Annotated in this window: 10 protein-coding genes, 1 tRNA gene and 1 other RNA gene; 9 read left to right on the forward strand and 3 right to left on the reverse strand. The window is 67.6% G+C overall.

The window, feature by feature from the left end; translation table 11 throughout:
- Positions 1 to 3 precede the first annotated feature (3 nt).
- From BU28_RS0101010 to ffs, 4 genes are all read left to right on the forward strand, one after another.
- A complete protein-coding gene (locus tag BU28_RS0101010; protein ID WP_028717786.1) occupies positions 4 to 882 on the forward strand; it encodes an ABC transporter permease in 879 nt (292 codons plus the stop codon).
- Entirely contained in the window at positions 879 to 1,706 is an 828-nt protein-coding gene (locus BU28_RS0101015) for an ABC transporter permease (RefSeq protein WP_028717787.1), read from the forward strand. The genes BU28_RS0101010 and BU28_RS0101015 overlap by 4 nt, the downstream gene beginning before the upstream one ends.
- Positions 1,707 to 1,709: 3 nt before the next feature.
- Positions 1,710 to 3,041, forward strand: a complete 1,332-nt coding sequence (locus BU28_RS0101020; protein WP_028717788.1) for a glutamine synthetase family protein — start codon at positions 1,710 to 1,712, stop codon at positions 3,039 to 3,041.
- A 57-nt stretch (positions 3,042 to 3,098) separates the two neighbouring features.
- An RNA gene (gene ffs, locus BU28_RS24440) (signal recognition particle sRNA small type) lies at positions 3,099 to 3,195 on the forward strand.
- Positions 3,196 to 3,362: 167 nt separating this feature from the next.
- On the opposite strand, the gene BU28_RS0101025 is transcribed toward ffs, so the two are convergent.
- Positions 3,363 to 3,447 (reverse strand) — tRNA-Leu (locus BU28_RS0101025).
- A gap of 28 nt (positions 3,448 to 3,475) precedes the next feature.
- A complete protein-coding gene (locus tag BU28_RS21730) occupies positions 3,476 to 5,059 on the reverse strand; it encodes an NAD(P)H-hydrate dehydratase (protein WP_248616115.1) in 1,584 nt (527 codons plus the stop codon).
- Between the two features lie 120 nt (positions 5,060 to 5,179).
- Here BU28_RS21730 and BU28_RS0101035 point away from each other — a divergent pair, with 120 nt between their 5' ends.
- From BU28_RS0101035 to BU28_RS25920, 5 genes are all read left to right on the forward strand, one after another.
- Positions 5,180 to 5,518, forward strand: coding sequence for a P-II family nitrogen regulator (locus BU28_RS0101035; protein WP_028717789.1), 339 nt, complete (start codon positions 5,180 to 5,182; stop codon positions 5,516 to 5,518).
- A 78-nt stretch (positions 5,519 to 5,596) separates the two neighbouring features.
- A complete protein-coding gene (gene glnA / locus BU28_RS0101040; protein WP_028717790.1) occupies positions 5,597 to 7,003 on the forward strand; it encodes a type I glutamate--ammonia ligase in 1,407 nt (468 codons plus the stop codon).
- A 260-nt stretch (positions 7,004 to 7,263) separates the two neighbouring features.
- Positions 7,264 to 8,580 (forward strand): adenylosuccinate lyase, encoded by a 1,317-nt coding sequence (purB, locus tag BU28_RS0101045; RefSeq protein ID WP_028717791.1) that lies wholly within the window; start codon positions 7,264 to 7,266, stop codon positions 8,578 to 8,580.
- Between the two features lie 55 nt (positions 8,581 to 8,635).
- Positions 8,636 to 9,676, forward strand: coding sequence for a flagellar motor switch protein FliG (locus BU28_RS0101050; protein WP_028717792.1), 1,041 nt, complete (start codon positions 8,636 to 8,638; stop codon positions 9,674 to 9,676).
- 55 nt (positions 9,677 to 9,731) lie between these two features.
- On the forward strand, positions 9,732 to 9,875 hold the full coding sequence (locus BU28_RS25920; protein WP_028717793.1) for a hypothetical protein: 144 nt from the start codon (positions 9,732 to 9,734) through the stop codon (positions 9,873 to 9,875).
- A 760-nt stretch (positions 9,876 to 10,635) separates the two neighbouring features.
- On the opposite strand, the gene BU28_RS0101060 is transcribed toward BU28_RS25920, so the two are convergent.
- Entirely contained in the window at positions 10,636 to 11,688 is a 1,053-nt protein-coding gene (locus tag BU28_RS0101060) for a sensor histidine kinase (protein WP_028717794.1), read from the reverse strand.
- Between the last annotated feature and the right edge of the window lie 2 nt (positions 11,689 to 11,690).

The following is an 11,690-nucleotide window of genomic DNA, read 5'->3' on the forward strand; positions in this document are numbered from 1 at the left end:
CCGATGTTTGCATCCTGCGCCGATCCCGCCCAGCTTCAGGGGCTGTCCTGGCTGATGTGCTACCTGACATCGGGCAAGCACATGCTGTTCTATGCCAGCTTCGGCACCGTGTTGCTGGTGCTGGCGGTGACGGCTCCGGTCGCGCTGCTGTTCGGCTATGGCGGCGCCCTGGCGGCGCGGTCCCCTGTCGCGCCGCTGCGGCTTTTCGGCAGGATCTACACCTCGATGGTGCGCGGCATCCCCGACATCATCTTTTTCCTGTTCGTGCCCATCGCGCTGGATCAGGCGATCGAATGGCTGCGCTCGCGCGTCTATTGCGACCCTTCGGTGCCGGTGCGGCAGGGCAATGAATTCCTGGTCTGCGCCGCGGCCAAGCTGCCGCTCTCGACCTCGCCCGAATGGGTGCACCAGGTCTATGGCCTGGCGCTGGCGGTGATCGCCTTCGCCATCGTGTTCGGCGCCTTCGCGGCCAATGTGCTTTACGGCGCCATGCAGGCGGTGCCGCGCGCGCAACTGGAAACCGCCGAGGCCTATGGCATGAGCCCGCGCCAGGTCACGCGCCGCGTCCTGATCCCGCAGATGTGGACCTATGCCCTGCCCGGGCTCACCAACCTGTGGATGATCCTCATCAAGGCCACGCCGCTTCTGTTCCTGCTGGGGGTCGAGGACATCGTCTATTGGGCGCGCGAGCTGGGCGGCTCCAAGACCTCGGCCTTTTCCTATCCGCATCCCGACTGGCGGATCTATTACTTCCTCGCCATCCTGGTCTTCTACCTGCTGATGACCTGGGGGTCGGAACGGGTGTTCGACCGCATCCGCCGCCGCCTGTCGCGCGGCCAGGCCACCGCCGCCGGCGAGGCGATGCGAAAGGCCGCGACATGAACCAATGCGTGCAAGCGATCCAGGACTACGGGCTGCGCGCCATCGGCGTGGGCGAACGGCTGCTGCCGCGCGCGGACTTCACGCTGTGCGAACAGGTGGTGCTGATCGGCTCGGGCCTGATCTGGAACCTGTATTTCGCCTTCTTCGCGCTGCTGATCGGCTTTTTCCTGGCCAATGCGCTGGCGCTTGCCAAGACCAGCCGCAGCCCCTGGCTGAGAAAGCCGGCCGACGCCTTCATCTTCGTCTTTCGCGGCAGCCCGCTGTTCATCCAGTTCTTCCTGGCCTACGAGGCGCTGGTGCAGCTGCCCCGCGCCGGGATCGACGTCTTCGGCATCACCGTCGCCACAAGCTGGCTGACCAAGGCCTGGGCCGGGGCGCTGATCGTCCTGACGCTGAACACCGCCGCCTATTCCGCCCAGATCTTCTACGGCGCGCTGCGCAACCTGCCCAAGGGCGAGCTCGAGGCCGCCGACGCCTATGGCATGACCGGCTGGACTCGCTATCGCCGCGTCGTCTGGCCGACCGCGATGCGCCTGGCCTGGCCCGCCTATACCAACGAGGCGATCTTTCTGTTCCACGCGACGACGCTGGTGTTCTTCTCCAGCTTCCCGGCGTTCCAGCAGCGCGGGGACGCGCTCTATTACGCCAATTACTTCGCGGACAAGACCTTCAACCCCTTCGTGGCCTATCCCATCGCGGCGGGCTATTTCATCCTTCTGACCCTGTGCCTGATCGGGCTGTTCGGGGTCGTCAACCGGCGGCTGAACCGCCATCTGCCGGGCGCGGCGAAACGGCTTCGCTATCGGCCCAATATTGTCAGGTGAACCATGGACTGGCTGCGCGAGCATCCCGAAGTCAAGACAATCCGCGTGGCCGCGGCCGACCTGAACGGCCAGCCGCGCGGCAAACGCATCCCGGCCCGCTTTGCCGACAAGATCCTGACCGAGGGGACCAAGTTCCCGTTTTCGGTCCTGAACATGGACATCTGGGGCGAGGACGTCGAGGACAGCCCGCTGGTGTTCCAGTCCGGCGACCCCGACGGCCTGCTGCTGCCCACGGAACGCGGCTTCATGCCGATGCCCTGGCTCGAGGCGCCGACCGGGCTTTTGCCGCTCTGGATGTTCCACCCCGACGGGCGGCCCTATGACGGCGACCCGCGCCAGGCCCTGGCCCGCGTCGTCGAACGCTACGCGGCGGCGGGCCTGACCCCGGTGGTCGCGACCGAACTGGAATTCTTCCTGATCGACGATTCCGGCGGCCAGCTCAGGGTCCCGCCCAGCCCGCGCTCGGGCAAGCGCCGCACCGGGGCCGAAACGCTCAGCTTGCGCGCGCTGGACGCCTTCGACCGCTTCTTCACCGCGCTTTACGACGCCGCCGAGGCGATGGACATCCCCGCCGACACCGCCATATCCGAGGCCGCGCCGGGCCAGTTCGAACTGAACCTGATGCACCAGCCCGACGCGCTGAAGGCCGCCGACGACGCCTGGCTGTTCAAACAGCTGGTCAAGGGGCTGGCGCGGCAATACGGCTTTGCCGGCTCGTTCATGGCCAAGCCCTACGAGGAATGGAACGGCTCGGGGATGCACATGCATTTCTCGATCCTGGACAGCGACGGCAACAACATCTTCGACAATGGCGGGGACGAGGGCTCGGACCGGCTGCGCCACGCTGTCGCGGGCTGCCTTGCCGCCATGCCGGGGTCGACGCTGCTGTTTGCGCCGCATGAAAACAGCTACGACCGGTTGGTCCCGAACGCCCATGCGCCGACCGGTCTGGGCTGGGCCTATGAAAACCGCACCTCGGCGATTCGCATCCCTTCCTCGGGGCCCAAGGCGCGCCGCATCGAACATCGCGTGGCGGGGGGCGACGTGAACCCCTATCTGACGGTCGCGGCGATCCTGGGCGCGGCGCTGAACGGGCTCGAGGACCGGGCCGAGCCCCCGCCTCCGATCCAGGGCAACGCCTATGAACAGGGGCTGGCGCAGCTGCCCGCCAGCTGGGGCGCGGCCATCGAGGCCTTCGCCGCCTGCCCCCAGATCAAGCGCATCTTCCCCGCCCATCTGATCGAGAATTTCGTGATGACCAAGCGCCAGGAGCTGCGCTACATGGCCGAGCTTTCGGACGAGGAGACGGTCGAGCTTTACCTCGACACCGTGTGACGGGCCGGGCGCCCTGCCCCCTTGCAATGCGCCCCCGTTCGCCTTAACTAACCCCCCGAGAGGTTGGCGCGGGCGAGCGCCTCGCCAACCCGGTCAGGTCCGGAAGGAAGCAGCCGTAACGAGTCCCGCTTGGGTCGTTGTCCAGCCTCTCACCCTTTTCCTTCAAGCTTCTGAAATCTGGAAACGCCCTTGCTTGGCTGGGGCTGGTTCCATCTTTGGTGCCAGAGGTGCCAGAACGAAGGCAAGCGGCGCTGGGAAACCCGTCCCCCTGCGTCCTTCGAAAAAGCCCGTATGGCCCTGAATACTTGAATGAAATCACCATGGTGCGGGTAGAGGGACTTGAACCCCCACGCCTTGCGGCGCCAGAACCTAAATCTGGTGCGTCTGCCAATTTCGCCATACCCGCACGCACACCCTATCGGGGCGAGCCCGTGTTATAGCAAACCCCCGGCCGGTGACGAGGGGGAAAACACCGCCCCAGCGGACAGGGCGCGAAAAACCTGCGGTAGGGTCTCGGGCAGGTCCTCGGCGATCAGGCCGGGGCCGAAACGGCGCGCGGCCTCGGCATGCAGCCAGGCGCCGGTCGCGGCGGCCTCGGGGGGCGCAAGGCCCCGCGCCATCAGCCCAGTGACAATCCCCGCCAGCACGTCGCCGCTGCCCGCGGTGGCCAGCCAGGGGGCGGCGGCCTCGCCGGTCGTGGCGGCGATCCGCACCCGCCCCTCGCGGCTGGACACGACCGTCGCCGGCCCCTTCAGCAGCACCGTGGCCCCGGCCCGCGCCGCCGCGATCCGCACCGCGTCCAGCCGCGAAAAGGCCGGTCCCTTGGGCGCCTCGTCCGCCAGCTTGTGCGCAAGGTCGGGAAACAGCCGCGCGAATTCGCCGTCATGCGGGGTCAGCACGGCGCGGTCGTGCAGTTGCGCGAACAGCGCATCCGGCCCGTCGGCAAAGGCCGTCAGCGCGTCGGCGTCCAGCAGCACCGGCCGTTCCGTCGCCAGGGCCGCCGGCACCAGAACCCGCGCCCGCTCAAGCCCCAGGCCCGGGCCCAGGCACAGCGCGTTCAGCCGCGGGTCGCGCAGCAGCCGCGCCAGCGCCGGCCCGTCCTCGACCCCGGTCAGCATGACCGCATCCAGCCGCGCCGCGTTCTCGGGCAGCGCCGCCGCCGGACAGCCCAGCGTCACCAGCCCCGCGCCCACCCGCAGCGCGCCCCGCGCCGCCAGCCGCGCCGCACCCCCGCGCCCCGGCCCTCCGGCCAGCACCAGCGCGTGGCCGTGGCTGTATTTGTGGCCCGCGCGCTTTTCCAGCGCCGGATCGGGCCCGGCCAGCCGGATGCAGTCGCCCGCCGCCCCCTGCCAGTCCTCGATCCCGATGTCCCGGACGCGCAGCGCGCCGGTCAGCGCGCCGCCCTCGCCCAGGAAATGCCCGGGCTTGGCGCGGTGAAAGCTGACCGTCAGCGCGGCCTGCGGCAGGCTGCCGCCGCCCAGGCTGCGCCCGCTGTCGGCGCAGATCCCGCTGAGGATATCGACCGCGACCAGCGGGCAGCCGGCGGCGGCGACGCCGCGCAGAAGCCCGGCGATCTCGGGCGCCAGCGGTCGCGCAAGTCCGGTCCCGAACAGCGCGTCCACGCACAGCGCCGGCGCCGCACCCGCGGCCGGCGGCGCGCCCAGCGCCAGCGTCTCGCCCGCCCAGTCGGCGGCGGCGGCGCGGGCGTCGGGGGTCGCAGGCGGCGCCATCGCGACCACGCGCACCGAAAGCCCCCGCCCGGCCAGATGCCGCGCTATCACGTAGCCGTCGCCGCCGTTGTTGCCCGGCCCACACAGCACCAGCACCGGCCCCGCCAGCTGCGGCCAGGCCGCCGCGATCTCGGCCGCCGCCGCCGCGCCCGCCCGCTCCATCAGCGCCCGCCCGGTGACCGCCCCGCTGCCGATGGCCGCCGCCTCGACCGCCCGCATCTGCCGAGTCGTCACGACCTCGGGAATCCCGCCCATAAAACTTGCATAGGCATTGGGCGTTCTGTCCATAATTTAGGCACCATCGGCAGTTTCAACGTTTCCATGCCGCTTTCCCCATCATGCCGCATGGACGGCATCCATCAAACCCGCCAATCAGGGCGCAGGCAAGTCGCGAGGAAGGATCAGGCGATGAAGAAAGTCGAAGCCATCATCAAGCCCTTCAAACTGGATGATGTGAAAGAGGCGCTTCAGGAAGTGGGCGTCCAGGGCCTTTCGGTGACCGAGGTCAAGGGCTTCGGACGGCAAAAGGGCCATACCGAACTCTATCGCGGGGCCGAATACGTCGTCGACTTCCTGCCCAAGGTCAAGATCGAGATGGTGCTGCCCGACGACCTGGTCGAGGTCGCCGTGGACGCGATCATCTCGGCCGCCCGCACCGAAAAGATCGGCGACGGCAAGATCTTCATCCTGCCTGTGGAACAGGCGATCCGCATTCGCACCGGCGAGACGGGCGACGACGCCGTCTGATCCCGCCCGACCCGACGATACCACGATTATCCCTAACCCGGCCGCGGCGGCCGGGCGACTGATGGAGGAAGGACCCCAATGCAAGTCAAGGACGTTCTGGATCTGATGAAGACGGAAGAGGTCGAATATGTCGACGTCCGCTTCACCGATCCCAAGGGCAAGCTGCAGCACGTGACGCTGGTCGCCGACCTGGTGGACGAGGACTTCTTCGAGGAAGGCTTCATGTTCGACGGCTCCTCGATCGCCGGCTGGAAGTCGATCGACCAGTCCGACATGAAGCTGATGCCGGACGCCTCCTCGGCCTATATCGACCCGTTCTATGCCGAAAAGACGCTCTGCGTGCATTGCAACGTGGTCGAGCCCGACACCGGCGAACCTTATGCCCGCGACCCGCGCGGCACCGCCGCCAAGGCCGAGGCCTATCTGAAATCCTCGGGCATTGGCGACACCGCCTATTTCGGCCCCGAGGCCGAGTTCTTCCTGTTCGACGACGTGAAATACGCCATCACCCCCCAGAAGGTCTCGTTCGAGATCGACTCGGTCGATGCCGCATGGAACACCGACCAGTCCTACGAGGACGGCAACCTCGGCCACCGCGCGGCCCACAAGGGCGGCTACTTCCCGGTGAACCCGGTCGACGCGGCCCAGGACATCCGGGGCGAGATGCTCTCGACCATGAAGCGCATGGGCATCAAGGTCGACAAGCACCACCACGAGGTCGCGACCGCCCAGCACGAGCTGGGGATGATCTTCGGCGGGCTGGTCGAGCAGGCCGACAACATCCAGAAATACAAATACGTCATCCACAACGTCGCCGCCGCCTACGGCAAGTCGGCGACCTTCATGCCCAAGCCCATGAAGGGCGACAACGGCTCGGGGATGCACGTCAACATGTCGATCTGGAAGGACGGCAAGCCGCTCTTCGCCGGCGACAAATACGCCGACCTCAGCCAGGAAGCGCTCTATTTCATCGGCGGCATCCTCAAGCACGCCAAGGCGCTGAACGCGCTGACGAACCCGGCCACGAACAGCTACAAGCGGCTGATCCCGGGCTTCGAGGCTCCGGTGCTGCGCGCCTACTCGGCCCGCAACCGCTCGGGCTGCGTGCGGATTCCGTGGACGGAATCGCCGAAGGCCAAGCGCGTCGAGGCCCGCTTCCCCGATCCGGCCGCGAACCCCTACCTGGCTTTCGCCGCGCTCCTGATGGCCGGCCTCGACGGGATCAAGAACAAGATCGACCCGGGCCCGGCCTCGGACAAGGACCTCTACGACCTGCCACCCGAGGAGCTGGCCGAGATCCCGACCGTCTGCGGTTCGCTGCGCGAAGCGCTGGAAGAGCTTGAAAAGGACATGGACTTCCTGCTGGCGGGCGACGTCTTCACCCGCGACCAGCTGGAAGGCTACATCAAGCTCAAGTGGGAAGAGGTCTACGCCTACGAACACACCCCCCACCCGATCGAATACGCGATGTATTACAGCTGCTGATCGGCAGACCGGGACAGTGATCGCGAAAGCCGCCCTCCGGGGCGGCTTTCCTCATCCGGCGCCCCGGCTTTCGCCGTTTTCCAAATACCCATGCCGGCCTTCGGTCATACGTGCTGTGCACGCCCTGTGTACGCGTGGTGCACAGGCTGCGGATGGAAGATCTGCGACACCCGCGCTTCCGCCCCGGGCCCGGCCCGCACCCTTCTGTTGCGGCCCGGGGACCAAGCCGCTAGAACCCCGGCAAACCCAAGGAGCCCCCGATGATCCCGCGCTATGCCCGCCCCGAAATGGTCGCCATCTGGTCCCCCGAGACCAAGTTCCGGATCTGGTACGAGATCGAGGCGCACGCCTGCGATGCTCAGGCCGACCTGGGCGTGATCCCCCGCGAAAACGCAGAGGCGGTCTGGAAGGCCAGGGACGTGCAGTTCGACGTCGACCGCATCGACGAGATCGAGGCCGTCACCAAGCATGATGTCATCGCCTTCCTCACCCATCTTGCGGAACACATCGGGGCCGATCAGGCGCGCTTCGTCCACCAGGGCATGACCAGCTCGGACGTGCTCGATACCACGCTGAACGTGCAACTGGTCCGGGCATCGGACATCCTCCTGGCCGACCTGGACAAGGTCCTGGAAGCGTTGAAGAAAAGGGCCTACGAGCACAAGGATACCGTGCGCATCGGGCGCAGCCACGGCATCCATGCCGAACCCACCACCATGGGCCTGACCTTCGCCCGCTTCTACGCCGAAATGGCCCGTAACCGGAACCGGCTGGAAAAGGCCCGCTGGGAAATCGCGACCGGCGCCATCTCGGGCGCGGTCGGCACTTTCGCCAACATCGACCCCGCGGTCGAGGAACACGTCTGCGCGCAAATGGGCCTGCGCCCCGAACCGATCAGCACCCAGGTGATCCCGCGCGACCGCCACGCCATGTTCTTTGCCACGCTGGGCGTCATCGCCAGTTCGGTCGAGAACATCGCGATCGAGATCCGCCACATGCAGCGCACCGAAGTCCTTGAGGCAGAAGAGTTTTTCAGCCCCGGCCAGAAGGGCTCCTCGGCCATGCCGCACAAAAGGAACCCGGTCCTGACCGAGAACCTGACCGGGCTCGCGCGCCTCGTGCGCATGGCGGTGGTCCCGGCGATGGAGAACGTCGCGCTTTGGCACGAACGCGATATCAGCCATTCCTCGGTCGAACGCGGCATCGCGCCCGACGCGACGATCACGCTGGACTTCGCCCTGAACCGGCTGGCCGGGGTGATCGAAAAGCTGGTGGTCTATCCCGACAACATGCTGAAGAACATGAACAGGTTCAAGGGACTGGTCATGTCCCAGCGGGTGCTTCTGGCGCTGACCCAGGCCGGGGTGTCGCGCGAGGATGCCTATCGCCTGGTCCAGCGCAACGCCATGAAGGTCTGGGAACAGGGCGCCGATTTCAAGACCGAGCTGCTGGCCGACCCCGAGGTGACAGCCGCGCTTTCCCCCGCCGAGATCGAGGAAAAGTTCGACCTGGGCTATCACACCAAGCATGTGGACACGATCTTTGCCCGTGTCTTTGCCGAGAATGCCGCGCATTAACGCCGCGTTCGGGATTTGATGCCATGCTGCCCCTGACACGGGAATCGGGGGCGGCATGGCCATCGCGGCAATCGGCAAGGCGGAACTGACGGCACGGCAAAAGGCGGCAATCATCGTCCGCCTGATCCTGGCCGAGGGTGAGGACATGGACCTCGCCCGCCTGCCCTCCGGGCTCCAGACCGATCTGGCGCAGGAAATGGCGCTGATGGGGCTGATCGACCGCGACACCCGCAACGCCGTCATCGCCGAATTCTGCGATACCCTGGAATCCATCGGCCTCAGCTTTCCGGGCGATATCGACGGAACGCTGGAACTGCTCGACGGCCATCTGTCGCCCGACACGACCGACCGGCTGCGGCGCATGGCCGCGCTGAACGGCGGCGGCGATCCCTGGGACCGCATCGCCGCGCTCTCCACGCCCCTTCTAGCCGAACTCGCCCGGACCGAAGCGGTCGAGATCGCTGCGGTGATGTTCTCGAAGCTGCCGGTGCCCCGCGCGGCCGAGGTTTTCGGCCTGCTGGACCCCGCGCTCGCGCGCCAGATCGCCTATGCCATGTCGCTGACCGGCATGATCGAGGCCCAGGCCCTGCGCCGCATCGGGCAGGCGCTGATCCAGGCCGCGGATGCGATCCCGCGCTCGGCGCTCGACGGGAAAGCCGTGGACAAGGTGGGGGCGATCCTGAACTTTTCGACCTCGGCCACGCGCGAAACCGTTCTTGCGGGACTGGAAAGCGACGACGCCGGCTTTGCCGACGAAGTGCGCAAGACGATCTTTACCTGGGCTAACATCCCCGCCCGCATCGACCCCCGCGACATCGCCCGCATCACGCGCGAGGTCGAAAACAGCGTGCTGGTCAAGGCCATGGCAGGGGCCAAGGGACCGAACCAGCCGACCGTCGATTTCCTGCTGTCTGGCCTGTCCTCGCGCCTGGCCGATTCCATGCGCGAAGAGATGGAGGGCCTGGGCAAGGTTTCGACCAGGGACGCGGAAGAGGCGATGGACCAGGTCGTCGCCGCGATCCGGCGCATGGAGGCCGCGGGGGACCTGTTCATGATTGCCGCCGAACCCGACGAAGACGAGGCGGCGGTGGCATGACGCCCTTGTCTGCGACGTGCGCCTGCCCTAGCAGGGGTGGGAAAGGGAAGACCGCATGACCAATCCCATCGCCATCGTGCTTGGCCTGCTGATCCTCGCCGCCTTGGCGGCGGATGCGCTGTTTCTGCACTGGAACCTGCCGGTGGCCATCGGCAAGCGCCTGGCGGAATTGATCGAATACCTCAGCTTCTGGCGCTGAACGGCGGCGCCGGGCCTGTCGGGCGTCTGGCCTGCCGCCTGCCACGGATCAAAGCGCCTCGCTCGCCCAACCGCGGACGACATCCAGCAAGGACAAACGCCGGGCCTGCCAGGCGCTGCACCTGACGCATATCCGACGTTTCCAGACTCCCCCCGCCCGCGACCATCGGCCATGTCCAGCGAGGGCCTGCCGGACGCCGCGCCTGACGCATATCGACGTTCCCAGAGCGCCCACCTGCCGAGCACCGACGACTTCCAGCAAGGACAAACGCCAGGCATGCCAGGCGCCGCTCCTGACGCATATCCGATGTTACCCGATCCCTGCCTGCCGACTGTCGGCACGTCCGCAATTACAAACGTGCGGATGCCGGGCGCCTCGCCTGTCGCATATCGACGTTCCCCGCCCGACCGCCTGCCAGCCCCTGGCAACGTCGGTGAGGGCGGAGGGCGGAGGGCGGAGGGCGGAGGGCGGAGGGCGGAGGGCGGAGGGCGGAGGGCGGAGGGCGGAGGGCGGAGGGCGGAGGGCGGAGGGCGGAGGGCGGAGAACCTTAGTCCACCCGCCATGCGCCGCAAGGCTGATCGCAAGGCATCGCGCAAAGCCCCTTCCCGAAATCGGGGGCCCCGCCTCGGCCCTTCGGAAACACCGGCGCGGCGCGGATGCGCTTGCAACCCCCATCACGCAGCCCCCGTCACGCAGCCCCCGTCACGCAGCCCCCGTCACGCAGTCGCCGGCAGCCCATGAAACTGCGAATACCCTGCGCTCACGCCAGCCCGGAATGCGGGCGGAAGTCGAAGACGGCGCAGGTGCCGGCGGAAACCGGGCGATAGGTCAGCTCGCCCTCGAGATCGGCCAGCAGGGCACGGATAATGCGCGTGCCCAGGCCCGAGCCTTGCGGCTCGCCCTCGCCCGTCCAGCCGGCGCCGTCGTCCTCGACCAGGATGCGGGCGCGGTTCTCGCCCGTGGCTTGCAGGGTGACGCGGATCGGGCCGGGCTGGCCCGGCGGATAGGCGTATTTCACCGCATTGGTGACAAGCTCGGCCAGGACCACGCCCACCGTCACCGCCCGGTCGGTCGAGGCCAGCACCGGATCGGTGGCGCAGGCGAATTCGCTGGGCCGGCCCTCGGCGTGAAAGCCGGTCTGCAGGTCGTCCAGCAATTCGCGCACATAATCCTGCAGCGCCACCTGGCGCACGTCGGTGGAACGATAAAGCCTGCGATGCACCCCCGCCACCGCCCGGATGCGGGCCTGGGTCTCGCTCAGCGCGGCAAGGGCGCCGGGGTCTTTCACCATGCTGGACTGCATCCGCACCAGCGAGGCAACCAGCGACAGGCTGTTGGCGATGCGGTGGTTCACCTCGCTCAGCAGCAGCTCGGCGCGGTCGCGGGCCTCGCGCATCTCCTGTTCGGCGCGGGCCTTGGCATGTTCCAGCCGGCCGCGTTCGACCGCCAGCTCGATGCCGCCGAACAGCAGGTCGATGAAATCCCCCGCCGCCGACTTCCAGACGTAGTCCACCGCCCCCATCTTCAGCGCGTTGACCGCAACCGAGGTTTCGGCCGAGCCGGTCACATAGATCACCGGCGGGCGCGCCGCGCGGTCTTCGGTTGCGCGCAGGAAATCCAGCCCGGTCGCGGCGCCCAGGTGATGGTCCAGCACGACGACGCTGAACTCGGCCTGATCCAGCGCGGCCAGCGCCGCCTCGACCGTCACGGCATGGGCCAGCCGATAGCCGCGCCGCCGGCACGCCTTTTCGACCAGCCGCACCAGCACCGGGTCGTCGTCGACGTAAAGGATGTGAACGGGACTGTCGGACATGA

This window comes from Paracoccus yeei ATCC BAA-599, assembly GCF_000622145.1.
In the GTDB taxonomy this organism is placed as follows: domain Bacteria; phylum Pseudomonadota; class Alphaproteobacteria; order Rhodobacterales; family Rhodobacteraceae; genus Paracoccus; species Paracoccus yeei.